This window comes from Nocardioides sp. YJ-D4, from assembly GCF_054031495.1.
Map to the genome: position 1 here is coordinate 1,078,490 of NZ_CM132932.1, position 20,484 is coordinate 1,098,973.

Annotated in this window: 24 protein-coding genes and 1 pseudogene; 3 read left to right on the forward strand and 22 right to left on the reverse strand. The window is 69.1% G+C overall.

Going from position 1 to position 20,484, the window contains the following annotated elements:
• Positions 1-13: 13 nt before the first annotated feature.
• Positions 14-448, forward strand: coding sequence for a hypothetical protein (locus tag ACW14X_RS05200; protein ID WP_457164933.1), 435 nt, complete (start codon positions 14-16; stop codon positions 446-448).
• A gap of 4 nt (positions 449-452) precedes the next feature.
• Here the strand turns inward: ACW14X_RS05200 and rlmN are convergent, their stop codons facing one another.
• From rlmN to rpsB, 8 genes are all read right to left on the reverse strand, one after another.
• Positions 453-1,571 carry a 23S rRNA (adenine(2503)-C(2))-methyltransferase RlmN gene (rlmN, locus tag ACW14X_RS05205; protein WP_457166049.1) on the reverse strand — a complete coding sequence of 373 codons (1,119 nt, stop codon included), beginning with the start codon at positions 1,569-1,571 and terminating at the stop codon, positions 453-455.
• A 121-nt stretch (positions 1,572-1,692) separates the two neighbouring features.
• Positions 1,693-2,091, reverse strand: coding sequence for a hypothetical protein (locus tag ACW14X_RS05210; protein WP_457164934.1), 399 nt, complete (start codon positions 2,089-2,091; stop codon positions 1,693-1,695).
• Positions 2,092-2,171: 80 nt separating this feature from the next.
• Entirely contained in the window at positions 2,172-2,690 is a 519-nt protein-coding gene (locus tag ACW14X_RS05215; protein WP_457164935.1) for a histidine phosphatase family protein, read from the reverse strand.
• Positions 2,691-3,599, reverse strand: coding sequence for a phosphatidate cytidylyltransferase (locus tag ACW14X_RS05220; protein WP_160024469.1), 909 nt, complete (start codon positions 3,597-3,599; stop codon positions 2,691-2,693).
• Between the two features lie 144 nt (positions 3,600-3,743).
• Positions 3,744-4,298 carry a ribosome recycling factor gene (gene frr / locus ACW14X_RS05225; protein ID WP_201451342.1) on the reverse strand — a complete coding sequence of 185 codons (555 nt, stop codon included), beginning with the start codon at positions 4,296-4,298 and terminating at the stop codon, positions 3,744-3,746.
• A 62-nt stretch (positions 4,299-4,360) separates the two neighbouring features.
• A complete protein-coding gene (gene pyrH / locus ACW14X_RS05230; protein ID WP_457164936.1) occupies positions 4,361-5,074 on the reverse strand; it encodes a UMP kinase in 714 nt (237 codons plus the stop codon).
• Between the two features lie 168 nt (positions 5,075-5,242).
• Positions 5,243-6,052: a translation elongation factor Ts gene (gene tsf / locus ACW14X_RS05235; protein ID WP_160024472.1), complete on the reverse strand. Its 810-nt coding sequence runs from the start codon at positions 6,050-6,052 to the stop codon at positions 5,243-5,245.
• Positions 6,053-6,100: 48 nt separating this feature from the next.
• Positions 6,101-7,000, reverse strand: a complete 900-nt coding sequence (gene rpsB, locus ACW14X_RS05240) for a 30S ribosomal protein S2 (RefSeq protein WP_201451067.1) — start codon at positions 6,998-7,000, stop codon at positions 6,101-6,103.
• Between the two features lie 422 nt (positions 7,001-7,422).
• On the opposite strand from rpsB, the gene ACW14X_RS05245 reads away from it, so the two are divergent.
• Positions 7,423-8,046, forward strand: coding sequence for a M23 family metallopeptidase (locus tag ACW14X_RS05245; protein WP_160024473.1), 624 nt, complete (start codon positions 7,423-7,425; stop codon positions 8,044-8,046).
• A gap of 130 nt (positions 8,047-8,176) precedes the next feature.
• On the opposite strand, the gene ACW14X_RS05250 is transcribed toward ACW14X_RS05245, so the two are convergent.
• From ACW14X_RS05250 to rplS, 8 genes are all read right to left on the reverse strand, one after another.
• Positions 8,177-9,139 carry a tyrosine recombinase XerC gene (locus ACW14X_RS05250; RefSeq protein WP_457164937.1) on the reverse strand — a complete coding sequence of 321 codons (963 nt, stop codon included), beginning with the start codon at positions 9,137-9,139 and terminating at the stop codon, positions 8,177-8,179.
• A 29-nt stretch (positions 9,140-9,168) separates the two neighbouring features.
• Complete coding sequence (dprA, locus tag ACW14X_RS05255) at positions 9,169-10,341, reverse strand: DNA-processing protein DprA (RefSeq protein WP_160024475.1); 1,173 nt, start codon at positions 10,339-10,341, stop codon at positions 9,169-9,171.
• Positions 10,338-11,921 (reverse strand): YifB family Mg chelatase-like AAA ATPase, encoded by a 1,584-nt coding sequence (locus tag ACW14X_RS05260; RefSeq protein ID WP_457164938.1) that lies wholly within the window; start codon positions 11,919-11,921, stop codon positions 10,338-10,340. The genes dprA and ACW14X_RS05260 overlap by 4 nt, the downstream gene beginning before the upstream one ends.
• Positions 11,921-12,286 carry a YraN family protein gene (locus ACW14X_RS05265; RefSeq protein ID WP_457164939.1) on the reverse strand — a complete coding sequence of 122 codons (366 nt, stop codon included), beginning with the start codon at positions 12,284-12,286 and terminating at the stop codon, positions 11,921-11,923. The genes ACW14X_RS05260 and ACW14X_RS05265 overlap by 1 nt, the downstream gene beginning before the upstream one ends.
• Before the next feature lie 139 nt (positions 12,287-12,425).
• Positions 12,426-12,734 carry a DUF2469 domain-containing protein gene (locus ACW14X_RS05270; protein ID WP_045550889.1) on the reverse strand — a complete coding sequence of 103 codons (309 nt, stop codon included), beginning with the start codon at positions 12,732-12,734 and terminating at the stop codon, positions 12,426-12,428.
• Positions 12,735-12,737: 3 nt separating this feature from the next.
• A complete protein-coding gene (locus tag ACW14X_RS05275; protein WP_400469840.1) occupies positions 12,738-13,430 on the reverse strand; it encodes a ribonuclease HII in 693 nt (230 codons plus the stop codon).
• Positions 13,427-14,329: a signal peptidase I gene (gene lepB / locus ACW14X_RS05280; RefSeq protein WP_160024478.1), complete on the reverse strand. Its 903-nt coding sequence runs from the start codon at positions 14,327-14,329 to the stop codon at positions 13,427-13,429. The genes ACW14X_RS05275 and lepB overlap by 4 nt, the downstream gene beginning before the upstream one ends.
• Positions 14,330-14,468: 139 nt before the next feature.
• Positions 14,469-14,819 (reverse strand): 50S ribosomal protein L19, encoded by a 351-nt coding sequence (gene rplS / locus ACW14X_RS05285; protein WP_091050100.1) that lies wholly within the window; start codon positions 14,817-14,819, stop codon positions 14,469-14,471.
• Between the two features lie 278 nt (positions 14,820-15,097).
• Between rplS and ACW14X_RS05290 the strand changes: the two genes are divergently transcribed.
• Complete coding sequence (locus tag ACW14X_RS05290; protein WP_160024479.1) at positions 15,098-16,309, forward strand: Fic family protein; 1,212 nt, start codon at positions 15,098-15,100, stop codon at positions 16,307-16,309.
• Positions 16,310-16,383: 74 nt separating this feature from the next.
• On the opposite strand, the gene ACW14X_RS05295 is transcribed toward ACW14X_RS05290, so the two are convergent.
• The 6 genes and pseudogenes from ACW14X_RS05295 to rpsP all read right to left on the reverse strand — a co-directional run bounded on the left by ACW14X_RS05295 (position 16,384) and on the right by rpsP (position 20,437).
• The gene (locus ACW14X_RS05295; protein ID WP_350719068.1) at positions 16,384-17,643 is read right to left on the reverse strand and encodes an ammonium transporter; all 1,260 of its coding nucleotides are present in this window, start codon (positions 17,641-17,643) and stop codon (positions 16,384-16,386) included.
• Between the two features lie 133 nt (positions 17,644-17,776).
• Complete coding sequence (locus ACW14X_RS05300; protein WP_457166050.1) at positions 17,777-18,163, reverse strand: GNAT family N-acetyltransferase; 387 nt, start codon at positions 18,161-18,163, stop codon at positions 17,777-17,779.
• Between the two features lie 102 nt (positions 18,164-18,265).
• Positions 18,266-18,934: pseudogene (gene trmD, locus ACW14X_RS05305) on the reverse strand (tRNA (guanosine(37)-N1)-methyltransferase TrmD); the annotation flags it as partial.
• Positions 18,931-19,491, reverse strand: a complete 561-nt coding sequence (gene rimM, locus ACW14X_RS05310) for a ribosome maturation factor RimM (RefSeq protein ID WP_457164940.1) — start codon at positions 19,489-19,491, stop codon at positions 18,931-18,933. The pseudogene trmD and the gene rimM, both read right to left, overlap by 4 nt.
• Before the next feature lie 215 nt (positions 19,492-19,706).
• A complete protein-coding gene (locus ACW14X_RS05315) occupies positions 19,707-19,949 on the reverse strand; it encodes an RNA-binding protein (protein ID WP_008363327.1) in 243 nt (80 codons plus the stop codon).
• 5 nt (positions 19,950-19,954) lie between these two features.
• Entirely contained in the window at positions 19,955-20,437 is a 483-nt protein-coding gene (gene rpsP / locus ACW14X_RS05320) for a 30S ribosomal protein S16 (RefSeq protein ID WP_160024482.1), read from the reverse strand.
• Positions 20,438-20,484: the final 47 nt, after the last annotated feature.

Consider the following 20,484-nt stretch of genomic DNA (forward strand, 5'->3'; position numbering starts at 1 on the left):
CCACGATCACGACATGACCACCGATGAGGAGCACATCCGGCCCGAAGGCGTCGACGACCTCACCGTCGAGGCGCTCGGCTCCATCAGCGAGGCACTCGAAGCGATCGAGATCGCCCGCGGTCATCTGTACGCGATGCACCGCATCACCGGCACCGCCGACCTCACCCTCGGCCAGGGTGTCCAGCAGCTGCGCGAAGCCGGCCACACCGAGCTGGCGGACACGTTCGAGCGCGAGCTCGTGGGACTCAACGTCCTCAACGGCCGGTGGACATTTCAGATCGTCGAGGAGTACGACGACGGCTACTACGCCACGTTCAAGCGGCTGGAGAAGGAGGCCCGCGACACTCTCGTCGAGGGCAAGCGGCACCTCTACGAGTCGGAGATGAAGGACGTCCGCCGCACCCAAGGCCGACCCGGTCACGAGCGCCGGCCCGCCCCAGGGGCGTGAGCCACTACTCCGCGGCGGCCAGCTGGCCGCAGGCGCCGTCGATCTCACGGCCGCGGGTGTCGCGGACGGTGGTGGAGATGCCCTTGGCCTCGAGGCGGCGTACGAACTCGCGCTCGTCCTCCGGGTCGCTCGCGGTCCACTTGGAGCCCGGGGTCGGGTTGAGCGGGATCAGGTTGACGTGGACCCAGCCCCAGTCGCCGTAGGAGTTGAGGACGTCGGCGAGCAGGTCGGCGCGCCAGGCCTGGTCGTTGATGCCGCGCATCATCGCGTACTCGATGGAGACTCGGCGCTTCGTCACGCGCGCGTAGTTCCAGGCGGCGTCGACGGTCTCGGCGACCGAGAAGCGGGTGTTGATCGGGACGAGCTCGTTGCGCAGCTCGTCGTCGGGTGCGTGCAGCGAGAGGGCGAGGGTGACCGGGATGCCCTCCTCGGTGAGCTGCTTGATCCGGGGTACGAGGCCGACGGTGGAGACGGTCACGTGGCGGGCCGAGAGACCCAGGCCCTCGGGCGCCGGCGAGGTGAGGCGGCGGACCGCGCCCATCAGCGCCTTGTAGTTGGCCATCGGCTCCCCCATGCCCATGAAGACCACGTTGGAGAGGCGGCCGGGGCCGCCCGGGATCTCGCCGCTGGCCATCTGCCGAGCGGCGACGACGACCTGGTGGACGATCTCGGCCGTCGACATGTTGCGCTCGAGACCGCCCTGGCCGGTCGCACAGAAGGGGCAGGCCATGCCGCAGCCGGCCTGGGAGGAGATGCAGACCGTGGCGCGGTCGGTGTAGCGCATCAGCACCGACTCGACGAGAGCACCGTCGAAGAGCTTCCACAGCGTCTTGACGGTGGTGCCCTTGTCGGCCTCCTGCTGACGGATCGGCGTCATCAGGTCGGGCAGGAAGGTGTTGACCAGCTCCTGGCGCTGGCCGGCGGGAAGGTCGGTCATCTTCTCGGGATCGTCGACCAGCCGCTCGAAGTAGTGCACCGAGAGCTGCTTGGCCCGGAACCCCGGAAGCCCGGCCTCCTTCGCCGCGTCCTGGCGGCCGGCCAGGTCGAGGTCGGCCAGGTGGCGCGGCGGCTTCCCGCGGCCCTTGGGCGGAGCCATCACCAGGGGCAGGCGGCGCCCCTCCATCGCGGCTGCCTCGGCCTCAGGGCTGTGCGGGGCCGGTACGTTCGCAGGGTCGGGCTCGGTCACGCATCCATTGTCCCATCGGGGTGCGGCGTACGGCTAAACCTGGATCCCGCCCGCTCGCTCAGCCGGTCTTCAGCAGGATCCAGAAAACCAGCGAGCCGACACCGACCACCACCAGCACGGTGAGGATGATCCCGAGCCAGACGAACTCGGCCAGGCGTCGGGTCTTGCGCGGGATGAGCAGGGCCAGGGGCACCAGCAGGGTCAGCGCCACCCACGGGAACAGCTCCTCGGCCCGCTCCTGCCCGACGACCCACGTCAGCAGTGCGCCCCAGGTGCCGGGTACGAGGATCGCGTACGCCAGGCCGATGTAGAAGCCGACCAGGGCCGCAACGGTCGGGTGCGAGTCGTGCAGCCAGGCCCACAGGCCACCGGACCCCGAGGACTCCTCCTCCGGGCCGGGATCGGCCTCGACGTCTGGATCGGGGTCCACGTCGAGGTCCGCGGGACGCTGGGTCACTCTTCAACCGTAGCGCCGAACACCGCGATCCTTGGGTAAAGAATCGCTGCCGCGACGAACTCGCGATGGTTGCGGACGAATCAGGCGTCGACGGTGATCAGGTCCGGGAAGCCGAGGTCTCGCCACCGGGCGAGATCTGGCGGCGTGCCGGTCAGCTCGCTCACCAGGACGGTCCAGGCGGTGCCGTGACCGATGAGCACGGCGTCCTCACCCGCGTGGGCCGAGAGGATCCCGGTGACGGCCTTCGTCACGCGGGCGCGGCACTCCTCGAGCGGCTCCCAGCCGTCGTACGCCGGGACCGTCGGCTCCGCGAACGCCCGCTCGACCGTGGCCTGGAAGTCATCGACCCAGGCCTCGCCGCGGCGGTGCTCACGGAGGGCATCGACCACACCGACATCGCCGTCGGTGAGGAGCTGGGCGGTCTGCTGCGCCTTGGGCTCGGGCGAGGAGTACCACGCGGCGCCGGCCGGCAGCCGGTCACGCAGAGCCCAGACGTCATCGAACCCGGCCGGGTCGAGCTCCCAGTGCTCCGCGGCGACGCCGCGCACCTGGATGGGTCGTCCGTGGCGTACGAGGAAGAGCATCGGGGCCGAGCCCACTCAGAAGACGGCGTAGTGGAGGATCAGCCAGACCGGGGCGACGGTCGCCAGGAGCGAGTCGAGACGGTCCATGAGGCCGCCATGGCCGGGGATGATCTGGCTCATGTCCTTGACACCGAGGTCGCGCTTGATGACCGACTCGACCAGATCGCCGAGGACGGCCATCACGCAGGCGACCACGCCGAGCGCGACACCGACCCACCAGGCGCCGTCAAGCAGCCATACGACCAGGCCGACGCCGGTGGCGACGGTGAAGACCACCGATCCGGCGAAGCCCTCCCACGACTTCTTCGGGGAGATCACCGGCGCCATCGGGTGCTTGCCGAAGAGGACCCCGGCCACGTAGCCGCCGATGTCGGACATGATCGTGAGCAGCACCCAGACGATGATGCCGCGTACGCCGTCGTCGGAGAGGCCGCCCGAGGTCCAGCCGCCGCCCTCGCCGAGCATGAGCGCGACGAACGAGCCCAGGAACGGCAGGTAGAACAGGGTGAGGACGGCCGCGGCCGAGGTGCGTACGTAGCCCTCGACCCCACGCCGCAGCACCCACAGCATGATCACCAGAGCGGTCACCGCGGTGGCCGTCACCAGCGCGTCGGAGCCCAGGAAGTAGGCGACCAGGACCATCACCGTGCCGCCGATCATCAGCGGTTGCTCGGGGACGTCCATGTCCTTGGCCATCAGGCCTCGGTGGAGCTCCCACACCGCGGCGACGACACAGCCGACGACGATCAGCATGAACGCCGTCTTCACGAACATCAGGCTCAGCGCGATGGCGACCAGGAGGACGACAGCAGAGCCGATCGCCGCGGGCAGGTTGCGGCCGGCGCGGCCGTAGTCCTTCTTCGGCGGCTCGGGGGCCGGGGAAGAAGGAGACGGCGGCGTCTGGGTCACTTGAGATTCAGCCATTCATCCGTGGGTGTTGTCGGCGGTGGAGCCGTGTCGGGAAACTCACTGGATCTCGACACGCGGTCACGCCTTCGCAAGCTCAGGCGTGCGCTCGCTCGATCTTTTCGCGTTGTGACCCCGCTCGTTCCTCGCGGGGTCACAGGCTCAAACCTCGAGCAGCTCGGCTTCCTTGGACTTGAGCAGCTCGTCGATCGCGTCGGTGTGCTTCTTGGTGAGGCTGTCGAGGCGCTTCTCGGCACCGGTGACGTCGTCCTTGCTGGCTTCGCCGTCCTTCTCGAGCTTCTCGAGACCCTGCTTGGCCTTCTGGCGCACCTGACGCACGGAGACGCGACCCTGCTCGGCCTTCTCCTTGGCGAGCTTGATGTATTCCTTGCGGCGCTCCTCGGTCAGCTCCGGGAAGACCGCACGCAGGATCTTGCCGTCGTTGGACGGGTTGACGCCGAGGTCGGAGTCGCGGATCGCCTTCTCGACGTTGGCCATCGCGCCGATGTCGAACGGGGCGATGTTGATGATCCGCGGCTCGGGGCTGGTGAACGAGGCGAGCTGCTGGATCGGCGTCGGGGTGCCGTAGTAGTCGACGAGGATCTTGCTGAACATCTGCGGGGTGGCCCGGCCAGCACGAATCGTGGCGAAGTCCTCACGCGTGGAGTCCACCGACTTCACCATCTTGCTGTCGGCCTCGTTGAGGATGTCGTTGATCACCGGATGCTCCTGTGCGCTCGTAAGTGTTGTGGTGTGGGTGGCGTGTGGGCTCGTGCCGCTCAGCCAGCGGTGACGAGCGTACCGATCTTCTCACCCTGGACGATCCGGTAGACCGCCCCCTCGTCCTCGGCACCGTAGACGACGATCGGCATCTTGTTCTCCATGCAGAGGGCGAACGCGGTGGCGTCGGCGATCTTGAGCTGCTTCTGCAGGGCCTCACCGAAGGTGATCTCATCGTACTTCGTCGCCGACGGGTCCTTCTTCGGGTCGGCGGTGTAGATCCCGTCGACGCCGTTCTTGGCCATCAGAACCACCTCGGCGTGGACCTCGAGGGCACGCTGAGCCGCGACGGTGTCGGTGGAGAAGTAGGGCATGCCGGAGCCGGCGCCGAAGATCACGACGCGGCCCTTCTCGAGGTGACGCATGGCCTTGCGCGGGATGTAGGGCTCGGCGACCTGGCCCATCGTGATCGCGGTCTGCACGCGGGTGTCGACACCCTCCTTCTCGAGGAAGTCCTGCAGCGCGAGGCAGTTCATGACGGTGCCGAGCATGCCCATGTAGTCGGCGCGCGACCGGTCCATGCCGGCCAGCTGGAGCTCGGCGCCGCGGAAGAAGTTGCCACCGCCGACGACGATCGCGACCTGCACGCCGGAGGCCGCGACAGCGGAGATCTCCTTGGCGATCGAGGCGACCACGATGGGGTCGACACCGACCTCGCCACCGCCGAAGTTCTCTCCGGACAGCTTGATCAGGATGCGCTGGTAGCGGGTCATGCCGTGGCCTTTCCTGGGGCGACGTCGTGCGGGGTGGTGCATGTAGGGGTGGCGTACGAAAGGGCCGGTCCGATGATCACCATTCGGTTCATCGGACCGGCCCCTTTCGTCGTACGTTGCTGCTCAACCTAACTGATCGCGCGCCGTTGGCGCGGAGTCAGGCTCGGTTCAGGCGCCGACGTCGAAGCGGGCGAACTGCTTCACCTGCGTGTTGGCGGCGTCGAGGACCTGCTTGACGGACTTCTTCGACTCGAAGACCGACTCCTGGTCGAGCAGGACGATCTCCTTGAAGAACGCCTTGATCCGACCCTCGACGATCTTGGCGACGGCAGCCTCGGGCTTGCCCTCCTCGAGCGTCTTCTTGGTGAGGACGTCCTTCTCGGCGTCGACCACGTCGGCCGGCACCTCGTCGGAGGTGAGGTACTGCGCCTTGAGCGCGGCAGCCTGCTGGGCGGCCTGCTTCGCGGCCGCCTCGTCACCCTCGTAGGCGACCAGGACGCCGAGGCTCGGCGGCAGGTCGGAGGCCTTCTTGTGCAGGTAGACCGTGGTCTCACCCTCGAAGTAGGCGACCTGGCCGAGCTCGATCTTCTCGCCGATGGTGCGGGCGAGCTCCTCGACGGTCTCGCCGACGGTCTTGTCGCCGAGCGAGATGGCCTTGAGGGCCTCGAGGTCGTTGACCTTGTTGGCGTCGGCGGCCTCGGCGATCTGCTGGGCAGCAGCGACGAAGCTCTCGTTCTTGGCGACGAAGTCGGTCTCCGAGAGGAGGCTGACCAGAGCGTTGCCGGACGCGGCGACGAGGCCGGCCGAGGTGGTGCGCTCCGCGGCGCGGGCGGCGGCCTTGGCCGTGCCCTTGACGCGAAGGATCTCGACAGCCTTGTCGAAGTCGCCGTCAGCCTCGTCGAGCGCCTTCTTGCAGTCCATCATGCCGGCCTGGGTCAGCTCACGGAGCTTCTTGACGTCGGCAGCGGTGTAAGCCATGCGTGTCTTCCTCTGACTTGTTAAGTGGCTTTGGGTGGACGATGAGACTCAGGCCTCGGCCGGGGCCTCGGGGGTCTCGGCGGGGGTCTCCTCGGCCGGAGCCTCGGTGGTCTCAGCAGCCTCGGCGGCGGGGGCCTCGGCGGCCGGGGTCTCCTCGGCCTTCGTCTCCTCGGCAGCCGGGGTCGCCAGGAGCTCGCGCTCCCACTCGGCCAGCGGCTCCTCGGCGGTGGCGCCCTCGGTGCCCTCGGTCTTGCCACCGGAGCGGGCGATGAGGCCCTCGGCGACGGCGTCGGCGACCACGCGGGTCAGCAGGCCGACCGCGCGGATGGCGTCGTCGTTGCCCGGGATCGGGAAGTCGACCTCGTCGGGGTCGCAGTTGGTGTCCAGGATGCCGACGATCGGGATCCTGAGCTTGCGAGCCTCCTCGACAGCGAGGTGCTCCTTCTTGGTGTCGACGATCCAGACGGCGGACGGGGTGCGACCCATCTCGCGGATGCCGCCCAGGGTCTTCTCGAGCTTGTCGCGCTCCCGCTTCATCTGCAGGAGCTCCTTCTTCGTGCGGCCCGAGCCGGCGACGTCGTCGAAGTTGACCTCGTCGAGCTCCTTGAGGCGGTTGATCCGCTGGTGCACGGTCTGGAAGTTGGTGAGCATGCCGCCCAGCCAGCGCTGGTTGACGTAGGGCATCCCGACGCGCGTCGCCTGCTCGGCGATGGCCTCCTGGGCCTGCTTCTTGGTGCCCACGAACATGATCGTGCCGCCCTTGGCCACGGTCTCCTTGATGAAGGCGTAGCTGCGGTCGATGTAGGCCAGCGACTGCTGCAGGTCGATGATGTAGATGCCGTTGCGGTCGGTGAGGATGAACCGCTTCATCTTCGGGTTCCAGCGACGGGTCTGGTGTCCGAAGTGGACGCCGCTCTCGAGGAGCTGGCGCATGGTCACGACTGCCATGATGTTTTTTCTCCTAGGTGGTGGCCCGCGTGTGCACCGCTGGTGGCTCGACCTTGCGTTTCTCGAGGTCGGGCGGGTGTTGGCGCGAGCCGGTCGGTTTTCAGTTTCGCGCCCATCAGTGCTGATGGGCCCTGACGCCTGCACGCGGTCCGACCTGAGCACTACGCTCGGGACTGAGGGCCGCGCCCGCGGGCGACCGGCGTCTCGGAGCGAGACACCGTCGCGGTCTGCTGGCGTGCGAAGTCAGCCCACAGGGGGCTGCCGGTCCAAGACTAGCCGCCGACCGGCGTCTCGGGCCAATCCTCCGTGACCAGCACCGGCGCGGGCCGATCAGTGTCCACAGGGCTGTCTCGGGACGGGGTTATCCACAGGACGTACGCCGCTCGTTGTGCGGGTCCCCGATCCGGGGTTGTCTGCTCGTCATGACCTCGAACCGCCTCTCCGACCGGGCCCGCGCCCTCGTCGCGGCCCTGTTCCTCGTCGTCCTCATCGCCCTGGCAGGCCCAGCGCTCGGAACGCCACGTGCCGAGGTGGCGCCGTCCGGCGCCTCGCTGGGTGGGGCAGTGGGTCACGACGAGGGTCCGAGCCCGGTCGGAGAAGCCGACGAGGTCCCCCGAGGCGAATGGCCGCTGGCGCCGCAGCCGGAGGTCGTGCGTCGTTTCGACCCGCCAGATGCTCCGTGGGGTGTGGGGCATCGCGGCGTGGACCTGGCCGGGTCGCCGGGCGCGGTCGTCCGCGCCGCAATGGCCGGGACGGTCGCGTTCGTCGGAGTAATTGCCGGCAAGGGGGTCGTGAGCGTCGACCACGGGGCCACGCGGACCACCTATGAGCCGGTCGTGGCCACTGTGGCCGTCGGCGATCCGGTCGCGGCCGGAGCGCCGTTGGGCCGACTCGGCATCGCCGGCTCCCACTGCTTCCCCGCCGCCTGCCTGCACTGGGGCTGGATCCGAAACGCGGACGACGTCTACCTCGACCCGCTCCTGCTCGTCGACGCACCGCAGCCGGTCCGGCTCCTCCCCCTCTGGCGCGGCGACCCCGTCCGGTAGGCCGAATCCGCAGTTGTGGCGGACCGAAACAGTAGTTGTGGGCGACGAAACTCGACTTTCGTCGCCCACAACTCACTTCTCGGCCCGCCACAGCTACACACTCGGCTGACGCGGGTGACGTCTCGACGGGTCAGGCACGGGGGTGGGCCTGACGGTAGGCCTTGCGGAGCCGGTCGCTGCTGACGTGGGTGTAGATCTGGGTGGTGGCCAGGCTGGCGTGACCGAGGAGCTCTTGGACCGAGCGCAGATCGGCGCCACCCTCGAGGAGGTGGGTGGCGGTGCTGTGGCGCAGTCCATGGGGGCCGAGGTCGGGGGCGCCGGGGACGTCGGCGAGGCGGCGGTGGACGAGGGTGCGTACGGCTCGCTGGTCGAGCCGGCCGCCGCGGGCCCCGAGAAAGAGAGCCGGACCGGAGGACTCGGTGACCAGCTGCGGGCGGCCACGGACGACCCAACGGTCGAGCGCCCGCACCGCGGGGCCGCCGAATGGCACCATCCGCTCCTTGCGTCCCTTGCCGAGCACCCGGATGACGCGGCGTTCGTAGTCGACATCGTCCAGGTCGAGGCCGACGAGCTCGCCGACGCGGGCCCCGGTCGCATAGAGCATCTCCAGCACGGCGATGTCGCGCATCCCGACCGGCGTGCCGTCCTCGGCCGCTGTGATGGCGGCGGCGATGAGAGACTCGACCTCGTCGGGGCGCAGTACGGGCGGAAGCGTCCGGTGGGCCTTGGGCGAGCCGAGCGCGGCACCGGCATCTACCTGCGCCCGGTCGGTCCGGACCAACCATCCGCAGAAGACCCGGGCCGCGGTGGCCCTCCGGGCCAGTGTCGTACGTGAGTGGCCGGTCGTCTGCTGCTTGGCCAGCCAGCTGCGCAGCGTGCGCAGGTCGATCGCCTCAGGCTCGATGCGGCCCATGCGGCCGGCGTGATCGAGCAGGCTGCGGATGTCGCCCAGGTAGGCCCGGACCGTGTGGTCGGAGAGCCCGCGTTCGGCGCTGAGGTGTCGCTCATAGTCCCCGAGCAGCGCGGCGTAGACCTCGGGGAGCTCCGCTTCAGCGGACCCGCCTTCCGGGTCCGGCTCGGGTTCAGCTCTCACCCGAGCCAGGATAGGTGTTTGCTCGGGCCTCAGGTGCGAGCCGCGCCCGGTGCCAGCTGCCACCCGTCGGGGAACCGCTCGACGAGACCGAGCGCCTCGAGTCGCGACAGCGCAGTGCCGGCCGTCTTCGGATGCAGGCATGCCGACCTCGCGATGGTGAGCTGCGACGAGGGGCTGCTCACCGGGACCGCATCGAGGACCTGCTTCTCGACGGAGGTGAGCGAGTCGCGGCGGCGTACGGGGCCACGGGGTTCCTCGGGGAGGACCTCGCCGATATCGCCGACGAGCTCGCGTACGTCGAGCCCGTCGGTCACCAGGACGCCTTTGCCGCTGCGCACGAGCTCGTGGGTGCCGACCGAGGTCATCGCGCCCACCTGACCGGGCACCGCCATCACGGGTGTGTTGATGCTGTAGGCCCAGTGGGAGGTGTTGAGGGAGCCGCTGCGCGCTGCCGCCTCGACCACCACGGTGCCCCGGGCAAGGGCGGCGATGATCCGGTTGCGGGAGAGGAATCGATAGCGCGTCACGGGGAAACCGGGCGCGATCTCCGAGATCACCGCCCCGCTCTCGGCGATCGCGTCGATCAGGCGCCGGTTGCGCAGCGGGTAAGGAACGTCGACGCCACCGGCGAGCACCGCGACGGTGCTCCCCGGTGGGCCGGTGAGCGCGCCCCGGTGTGCGGCCGAGTCGATGCCGACCGCTGCCCCGGAGACCGTCACGAAGTCGTTGACCGCGAGGTCCGCAGCGATCCGCGCCGCGGCGTCGGCTCCGTAGGCCGTCGCGTCCCGGGACCCGACGATCGCGACCGACCGGTCGAGATCGCTGAGCAGGAGCGGCCCCCGCACCCACAGGCCGAGCGGGGTGCCGGTGCGGTACTGAAGAGGCTCCTGACCGGCGAGCCGCTCCACCTGGGTGGGCCACTCCTCGTCGCCGGGGATGACGTAGCGGAACCCGGCGTTGGCAGCCCGCTCCAGGTCGCGGTCGGGGTGGATCTGGGCCAGCCGCAGCCTGGCTTCGAGGCCATCGTCGCCGAGGTCGGGGTCCTCCTCGGCGAAGCGTCGGTAGACCTCGGTGGCGGTCGATCCCACCATGCAGGTGTCGAGCAGCGGGGTGCCGGGCTCGATCAGCTGGGTCAGCGCGATCCGGGCCAGGCGCTCGCGCTCGAGATCGGTGAATGTCGGTGCGACGGGCGCCGCGGTCATGCCGACCTCCCCTCGAACGCCGAGACCGTGAGCGAGCCGCCGTTGCGCAGCGCGAGCGCCGTCTCGGTCTCGGTGACGCCCGGCCAGTCGACGCCGGCGAGGTCGGCCACCGTCCACGCGAGGCGATGCACACGCACCGCGCCGCGACGCGTCAGAGAGCCGGAGAAGATGCGTGAGTCGATGAGCGCCTCGGCCGATGGCGGCAGCGGCCAGTTGTCGCGCAGCGCGATCCCGCTGGCCTGCCCGTTCAACCGCCACCCGAAGTCGGCGTAGCGCTCACGTTGGCGGCGCCTGGCCGCCGTGACCCGTTCGCGGATGTCGGCGCTGGTCTCCGAGCCCCACGGGTCATGGTTCTGCTCGGACATCGGCCGCAACGTGCGGATGATGTCGATACGGTCCGTGATCGGTCCAGAGACCTTTCGCTCGTAGGACTGGCGCTCGTTGGACCTGCAGATGCAGCCGTCCTTGGTGATCGAGGCGTCGAAGTTGCCGCACGGGCACGGATTGGCGGCGAGCACGACCAGGGCGCGCGCCGGGAGCGTCACCGACTCCTCGCCTCGCGACACCGTGATGTCACCGCTCTCCAGCGGCTCGCGCAGGCACTCGATCACATCGCTCTTGAACAACGGGAACTCGTCGAGGAAGAGGACGCCGGCGTGGGACAGCGAGACCTGGCCCGGGCGGACCCGGCCGGTGCCGCCGCCGACGATGCCGGGTTTGGAGGCATCGTGGTGAGGAGCCGCGAACGGCGGCCTGGTCAGGAGACCTCGGTCGACGTCGAGCACCCCGGCCAGCGACTGCACCGCCATCACCTCCAGCGACTCCTCGCGCGAGAGATCGGGCAGGATCGTCGGGATCCGCTCGGCGATCGAGGTCTTGCCGCAGCCCTTCGGTCCCTTGAGCAGCAGGTGGTGTCCACCGGCTGCCGCGACCTCGACCGCGTAGCGCGTCTCGGGCATGCCGCGAAGGTCGGACATGTCCATGTCGTCGAGCCTGCGGTCACCCCGCCAGCCGAGCAGGCTGCCGCCGGTGCCGGTCGCGACCGGCGGCGCGTCGGGCACCGGCTCGCCGCGCAGCTCGGCGACGACCTGGCCCAGCGACCGGAACCCGAGGACCTCCATCCCTGGCACCATCCGCCCCTCGGCCACCTGCGGCTCCGGTACCACCACCCGAGCGATCCCGGCGTGGGAGGCGGCGAGCACCATCGGGAGCACACCGGAGGTCGGCCGCAGCCCGCCGTCGAGCGCCAGCTCTCCGATGAACACGGTGCGTTCCAGCCCGATCGTCTCGAGCTCGCCACCGGCCGCGAGGATCGCCAAGGCCATCGCGAGGTCGTAGTGTGACCCGCCCTTGGGCAGGTCGGCCGGCGAGAGCAGCACCGTGATCCGCTTGGTCGCGGGCCACTCGAGGTCTGAGTTGATGATCGCCATCCGGACCCGGTCGCGCCCCTCGGCCAGCACGCTGTCGGCACGACCGACCAGCGTTACTCCCACCAGGCCGGGCGAGACATCGGCCTGCACGTCGACCAAGTGGCCGACCGCGCCCCGAAGGGCGACGCCATGAGCTCGCGCGTATCCCATCACAGGCCCCTGACGTGCTCGACCAGCGCCGACCCGCGAGGCGCGTGCATCACCGCGACGAGATCGATGCGGATCCCCGGCGCTCGCACGTCGTGCTGCTCCAGCCAGGCGATCGCCAACCGCTTCAGCCGGTCGAGCTTGGACTTGTCGACCGCCTCGTGCGGGGTGCCGCACCCGTCATGGCTGCGGGTCTTCACCTCGCAGACGACGAGGGTGTCGCCCTCGCGCAGGACCAGGTCGATCTCCCCATCGGCACATCGCCAGTTGCGGTCGAGCACGGTCATGCCCGCCTCGACCAAATGCCTCTCGGCGACCGATTCGCCGTAGTTTCCCAGCGCGATCCGCGCCGGCGCCGTTGAACTCATCATGGACCTCCTGCCCTTCGGCTTCGAGGTCCAGACTCATCGCGAGCACCGACAATCCGGGCTGGTTCCGGGGCGCCTGGGGATAACCCCGGATCGAGATCGCCCTGTGGACGGTAACTGGCCCGAGATCAGCCGGGCGTCAGTCCAGCGGCTGATCGATGTCGGTCGGGTTGAGAGTCTCCACGTTGACGTCCTTGAAGGTCAGCACCTTGACCGCCTTGGCGAACCGGGCCGGCCGGTACATGTCCCACACCCAGACGTCGTTCATCGACACCTCGAAGTAGACGTCTCCCGAGTCCGTACGCGCTCGCACGTCGACCTGGTTGCACAGGTAGAAGCGGCGGTCGGTCTCGACGACGTACTTGAAGATGCCGACCACGTCGCGATACTCGCGGTAGAGGGTCAGCTCCATCTCGGTCTCGTACTTCTCGAGATCCTCCGCGCTCATGGTTTAAGACTCTAAGGCCAACACAGGCGACGAGCCGGGAAGACTCCACGAGCGACGGTGATATGCCGAGGGCCCGAGGCGCTCCAGCGCGGCGATGTGAGCGGGGGCGGAGTAGCCCTTGTTGTCGGCCCAGGCGTAGTCGGGGTACTCGTCGTGGAGCGCGACCATCAGCGCGTCGCGCGAGGTCTTCGCCAGGATCGAGGCGGCGGCGACGGCGGCGCACTTCATGTCGGCCTTGATCATCGTCGTCACCGGCGGCACCTCGACCTCCTCCACCATCTGGGAGACCTCTCCGAAGAGGCCCTCCTGCACGGGCGGGGTCAGGTAGTTGTGGTTGCCGTCGAGCAGCAGCGCGTCCGGACGTACGTCCAGGGCACTCAACGCTCGCTGACCGGCCAGCCGCATCGCGGCCATGATCCCGACCTCGTCGATCTCGGAGGCCAGCGCGTGCCCGACAGCCGAGTCGACGGCCCAGCGGCGCACCTTCGGCGCGAGCATCTCGCGAGCCTCGGGAGTGAGCAGCTTGGAGTCGCGTACGCCCTGGGGTGCCGTGCGGGTCGCCGCGGAGATCACCACGATCCCGATCGAGACCGGCCCGCAGAGCGCGCCGCGCCCCACCTCGTCGACGGCACCGAGATGGGTGACGCCGTCGCGCAGCATCGACCGCTCGACGCGCAGGGTTGGCGCACTGCTCACTGTGACGGCACGTCCTCGAAGCTCTCGGGCCGGTGGATCCACTTCGCCCGGTCCAACGGCCATCCCAAGGCTACGACCTTGCCGACCACGTTGTCCTCCGGCACCCAGGGCACCAGCGCGCAGTCGGTCTCGTTGGCCGTGCACATGTGGACGGTCGAGTCGGCCGAGTTGGCCCGGTTGTCGCCCATCACGAACAGCGAACCCTCGGGCACCGGACCGGCCTCCCAGTGGCGGTTGCCGGGCATCGGCCCGAAGCACTCGCCCTCCTTGTTGGGGCGGCCGCACTTGGTCTCGGAGGGGCGGGCGTACGGCTCGTCGATCGGGACGCCATTGACGATCAGCCGGCCCTGCTTGTCGCAGCACTCGATGACGTCGCCGGGCACCCCGATGACACGCTTCACCAGGTGGCCGCCCTCGGGGTAGAGACCGATGACCGCGAGCGCCTTGCCGAAGAGATTGCTGGGGCCGGCCGACTCGTCGACGCCGAGCCAGGAGCCGGGGTCGGAGAAGACCACGACATCGCCGCGCTGCGGCGTGCCCGACAGCCAGTAGGACGGCTTCTCCACCAGGACCCGGTCGTCGGTCGCCACCGACGGTCCGCCCTGGAGCCCAGGCTCCATGGACTCCGAGGGGATGTAGAAGGCCTGCACGAACAGGGCCTTCACGACGATCGCGACCAAGATGGCCAGCACGACCAGGACGATGCCCTCCTGCCAGGCCGACAGGCGGGGCTTGTGCTCCTCCTCGCGGCGCGGGCCGTTGGCCGGGCCCGGCTGCTCAGAGGCCCAGCGCGGGGCCTGAGGAGAAGACGAGAACGACCGCGATCCCCCCATCTCGGGCCCGTCCCAGCGGGCCTGGGGCCCGACGCCGACGGAAGGATCGCGGTCGTTCGAAGTCACGCGGTGAGTCTAGAGACTCCCTCCACAACGAGCCTCATCGACTCGCAATGCTCAGGAAACCCTCAGACCTCCGAGGCTCTCGCCTCGGTCTGGGGCAGATCGGGCGTCGCTGCGCTCCGCCGATCAAGCCCCAGCCGGCTCACGCCTCGCGGCGCTCCTTGATCTTCGCCTTCTTGCCGCGCAGGTTGCGCAGGTAGTAGAGCTTCGCGCGACGGACGTCACCGCGGGTGACGACCTCGATCTGCTCGAAGATCGGGGAGTGCAGCGGGAAGGTGCGCTCGACACCCACGCCGAAGGAGACCTTGCGGACGGTGAAGGTGCGGCCGATGCCGGAACCGTGGACGCGGATCACGACGCCCTGGAAGACCTGGACGCGGGACCGGTTGCCCTCGACGACCTTGACGTGAACCTTGACGGTGTCACCGGCGCGGAACTCCGGCAGGTCGTCGCGCTTGGAGGCGTTGCCGACCTCAGCGAGTACGTTGCTCATCATTTCTCCTCACGCTCGCCACAGGCCGATCGCGGTCATCCATGCCCTGGTCAGGGCGATCTTTGGCGGTGGTCCAGCCACGCTGGCCGGCGGCGTACGGTTCCCCCTGTGGCAGGAGCCCGTCGCGACACCTCCGGGTGTCATCTTCGGAGCGTGCTTCGGCCGACTGGACCGGCCCACAAGTCTGCCACAGCGGCGCGGGCCGTCGGGAATCGCGACGGCCGAGCGGAGCACGGAGACGCACGCCGCGCACTGGCGCCGCATGCAAGGATGCCACCGTGACCGACACCGACTGGCCACCGCACACCTACGTGACGCTCCCCTACAAGCAGCGGATCCCGCGCGGCCCGCGCGTGGACCGGCTGCTGCGTGAGGTCACGGTGGCGCTGCCGCCGCACATCGCCGACCTCGACCTGGCGCTGGAGCGGCCGGTGGCGGCGATGACGACCGCCAGCGCGGGCGCGCTGCGCCATCTCGACCTGGTCCACGGCCGGACGATGGACGGACTCAACCACCTGCAGCTGCGCACCGAGGCGATCGACTCCTCCAAGATCGAGCACGTCGAGGCCAGCCTGGCCGACTACGGCCGAGCCCTGCTCGGCATCGGTGCCAACTCCTCGGCGACCTCGATGGCATCCGCGACCCAGGCGATGCAGCGGCTGATCAGCGAGGCCGACACGACCCGCAAGATCACCTCCGACGCGATCCTGCGCGCCCACCGGGACCTGTTCGCACGCCATCCCGACGAGGCGGCCAACGCCGGCAGGTTCCGCGTCGTGCAGAACTGGGTCGGCGGCTCCGACTACGCGCCCCGCGACACCCTCCACGTACCACCGCCACCGGAGACGGTCATCGACTACATCGAGGACCTGGTCGCCTTCGCCAACCGCGACGACCTCTCCCCCATCGCCCAGGCCGCGATCGTGCACGCCCAGTTCGAGTCGATCCACCCCTTCATCGACGGCAACGGCCGGATCGGGCGTGCCCTCATCCACGCCGTGCTCCGCCGGCGCCGCGCCTCGCGCCACCTGGCCGTCCCGATCGCCTCGGCGCTCGTCGCGCACCGCGACCGCTACTTCGCCGCCCTCAACGACTACCGGGCCGGCACCGCGTCCACGATCATCGCCATGCTCGCCGCCTCGACGACCATCGCGACGACCGAGTCGTGGAAGACGGCAGAGACGCTGGAGAGCATCCGGCGCGGCTGGGGCGAGGCGGCCGGTGAGCCACGGCCCGGGTCCGCTGCGTACCGTCTTCTCGACCTGCTCACCGAGGAGCCCATCCTCAACGCCGAGCTGGTCACCAAGAACCTCGGGATCGAGGACCCCACCGAGACGATCGACGGTCTGGAGCAGGCCGGGATCCTCACCCGCGCCAAGCGCACCCGCCGCTCCCCCGTGTGGGTCGCACCGGCGGTCCTGGCCGAGGTCGAGGACCTCAGCGCCCGCATCCAGCACCAGGCCAGGCAGCTTCCGTACGGACCGCGCTGAGGCTGTTCATCCGGCCGGTAGGCCGCGAGGCCCGCCCCGGCGAACCGGGACGGGCCTCGTGGAACCTGAAGAGGTCAGCCGACCTCTTGGTAACCGGGCTCGTGGATGGCGAGGTCGATACCGGCGACCTCGTCCTCCTCCTTGGCGCGGAAACCGATGGTCTTCTCGATCGCCATGCCGACCACGTAGGCGACGATGAACGCGAAGGCGATCACGGCGAGCGAGGAGCCGAGCTGCTTGATGAGCTGGTCGAAGCCGCCGCCGAAGAAGAGGCCGGTGCCGCCGACCTGGGCGAAGAAGCCGAGGTAGATGCAGCCGATGAAACCGGCGACCAGGTGGATGCCGACGACGTCGAGGGTGTCGTCGAAGCCGAGCTTCCACTTCAGCTCGACGGCGAGGCAGCAGACGACGCCGACGAGGAGGCCGAGGAGGATCGCCCAGATCGGCGCGATGTGGGCACACGCCGGGGTGATCGCGACCAGACCGGCGACGACACCGGAGGCGGCGCCGACGGCGGTGGACTTACCGTCCTTGAACTTCTCCACAATGATCCAGCCGATGAGACCCGCGGCCGGGGCGATCAGGGTGTTGAGGAAGATCAGGGTGGTCTGGCCCTGGGTGGTGCCCGGGACGCCGGTGTTGAAGCCGAACCAGCCGAACCAGAGGATCGCGGTGCCGATCAGGACCAGCGGTACGTTGTGAGCAGCCGTCTCCTCCTTGGAGAAGCCGACCTTGCGCTGACCGAGGACGAGCGCCAGCGCGAGCGCGGCGGCACCGGCGGCCTGGTGGACGATCGTGCCACCGGCCCAGTCGAGAGCGCCCCACTTGCCGATCCAGCCGATGTAGTCGCCGTCGGCGTTGAGGGCCCACACCCAGGCCTGGCCCGGGAAGTAGACGACGGTCGCCCAGATGCCCGCGAAGAGCAGCCACGGCCAGAACTTCGCCCGGTCGGCGATCGAACCCGAGATCAGCGCCACGGTGATGATGGCGAACGAGCCGCCGAAGGCGAGGCCGCCGAAGAAGTTGGTCGACTCCTCGACCGGCGTACCGTCGTCGAACTCGGTGACCAGGTCGCTGAAGGCGCTGGTCAGACCGAAGTCCTGGAACGGGTTGCCGAAGAAGTTCGTGATGCCGGACTCGGAGATGGTTCCGATGCCGCTGAAGCCGTAGAGCACCCACAGCAGGGTGATCAGGCCGAGAGAGCCGAAGCTCAACATCATCATCGACACGACACTCTTCGACTTCACGAGGCCGCCGTAGAAGAAGGCAAGACCAGGAGTCATGAAGAGCACGAGTGCCGTACACAGCAGCTGCCATGCAAGATCGGTAGTCATTCGTACCTCATAGGGTCGGGGTTCGGATCGCGTGAGCCGAGCACACGTTTCGCCGGATCCTGTCGAGCCCTCGTTTCGGTAACAAACTCTTTATGTTACAGACACGTAACAGGCCACTGATGTATGTGACTTGTTATCTACTTGCTCGCCTGGGTTTGGTGAGGATCACAGCTCCTGGCGGCGCGTCGAGGTCACGGCGCAGCCGGAAACCCGCCTTCTTGTAGATCCTCTGGTTCCGCTCGCTCTTGGCTCCGGTGAAGAGGGAGTACGTCGTGGCGGTCGCCGGGGCCACGGCCTGGATATGGTCCAGCAACTGACGCCCGAGGCCTCGCCCCTGGAGGTCCGGGGCGGTCATCAGCCGTCCGATCTCCCACACGTCGCCCTCGAGCCGGGCCCGGACCGAGGCGACCAGCCGCCCCGCGGAGCGGACCACGTAGACGTCGTGCGTCTCCAGCGCACGCGCGGTGTCCTCGAGCGACTCGTGCAGCGGCGGGATCTCGACGCCGGGGTTGTCGTGCATCTCCTGCACCCAGCAGGCGAGCTGCAGCGTGTGCAGCTCGGGGACATCGGCGCGTACGGCGGGCACGATCTCCCACTCCGTGGCTGCCTGGGAGGCGTGGAGCAGGTCGGGGCGGCGTGCGGCGGTCCGGGCGACCGCCTGGTCGTGGCGCCACTGCGCGATGCGCTTGTGGTCGCCGCTGAGCAGCACCTTCGGAACCTCGAGGTCACGCCAGGAGGCGGGCTTGGTGTAGACCGGGTACTCCAGCAGGCCGTCCTCGTGGGACTCCTCCACGAGCGACTCGGCGTTGCCCATGAACCCGGGGAGCAGGCGTACGACGGCCTCGGTGATCGCCATGGCGGCGACCTCTCCCCCGTTGAGCACGTAGTCGCCCAGGGAGATCTCGCGGACCTCGGCGCGGGTGGCGGCGTGGTCGAGCACGCGCTGGTCGATGCCCTCGTAGCGGCCGAGCAGGAAGACCAGCCTCTCCCGGGTCGACAGGTCGCGAGCCAGAGCCTGGGTGAAAGGCTCACCGCTGGGCGTCGTCACGATCACGGTCGCGCCGTCGATCGCCAGCTCGTCGAAGGCCTCGCCGAACGGCTCCGGCTTCATCACCATCCCGGCGCCGCCGCCATAAGGCGTGTCGTCGACGGTGCGGTGGCGGTCGCGGGTCCAGTCGCGTACGTCGTGGACGTGCATCTCCAGCAGCCCCGACTCGATCGCCTTGCCCGGCAGGCTCAGCCGGAGCGGCGCGAGGTAGTCGGGGAAGATGGTGAGGTAGTCGAGCCTCACCTGGCGTCGTCCTCGTCCTCGGCGAAGGGCGTGACCAGGCCGGGGCGGTCGGCGATGACGACCTTCTTCTCGGCCAGGTCGACGACCGGCACCAGCGCCTTCACGAACGGCACCAGTGCGTCGCGACGGTCCGGGGTACGGATCGTCAGCAGGTCCTGGGCTCCCCCGTGGACCAGCGCCTTCACCGTGCCCAGCTCGCGGCCCTCCTCGTCGAAGGCGGTCAGACCGACGAGCTGATGGTCGTAGTACTCGTCGGGATCCTCGGGAGTCTCCTCGGCCGGGACGTCGGCGAAGAGCAATGTCCCGCGGGCCGCCTCGGCCTCGTTGCGGTCGGTGATCTCCTCGAAGGCGACCTGGAGCACCTGCCCATGCCAACGGGCGCCCTCCACGGTCAACTGCTTGACGGCGTACGCCGATCCCTTCGGCGGCTGCGCCCGCAGCACCGTGCCCTCGGCGAACCGCCGGTCGGGCTCGTCGGTGCGTACCTCGATGGTCACGAACCCCCGGATGCCATGCGGCTTGCCGATCCGTCCGACCAGCACCTCGATCAACTCCACGAGGTGAGCCTAGAGGGTCGCGTACGTCGGGCCGAACTCCTCAACGTGGGTCCGCCGGCTCGCTGTAACACGTTGTTCGTAGCACTATCCGGTCGTTCCAACAGGGCGAGTAGTACTACGAACGACGTGTTACACGGCGCCCGGCTCCCGAAATGAGCAACAGGCGCCACCCCGCAACGGGGATGGCGCCTGTCGTGAGTTGGTGCAGCCGGTGCTCAGCGACCGCCGTCGACATCGACGAAGTCGATCCGCGCGCCGCCCTTGCCGGCCAGCGCTGAGATGACCGTACGGAACGCGGTGGCGGTGCGGCCGCCGCGGCCGATCACCTTGCCGAGGTCGTCGGGGTGGACCCGAACCTCGAGGACGGAGCCGCGACGAAGCTGCTTGTCGCGCACGCTCACCTCGTCCGGGTTGTCGACGACTCCTCGGACGAGGTGTTCGAGAGCTTCGGCGAGCATGCTGCTCAGGCCTCGGCCTCGGCGGCCGGGGTCTCCTCGGCCTTGGGCTCCTCGGCCTTCGGCTCCTCAGCCTTGGGCTCCTCGGCCTTGGGCTCCTCAGCCTTCTTGGCGGACTTCTTCGTCACGGCCTCGGCGCCGGCGGAGGCGTGAGCCTCGGCGAGTGCCTTGTTGAAGAGCTCGAGCTTGTCGGGCTTCGGCGGGGCGACACGGAGGGTGCCCTCGGCGCCCGGGAGGCCCTTGAACTTCTGCCAGTCGCCGGTCACCTTGAGGATCGCCTCGAGAGCCGGGGTCGGCTGGGCGCCGACGCCGAGCCAGTACTGGGCGCGCTCGGAGTCGACCTGGATGAAGCTCGGCTCCTCCTTGGGACGGTAGAGACCGATCTCCTCGATGACAGCGCCGTCGCGCTTCTTGCGCGAGTCGACGATGACGATGCGGTACTGCGGAACCCGGATCTTGCCCAGGCGCTTCAAGCGGATCTTGACAGCCACTGTTGGTGGTATTCCTTTGGAATCGAATATGGGTGAAGAGGCCCGTG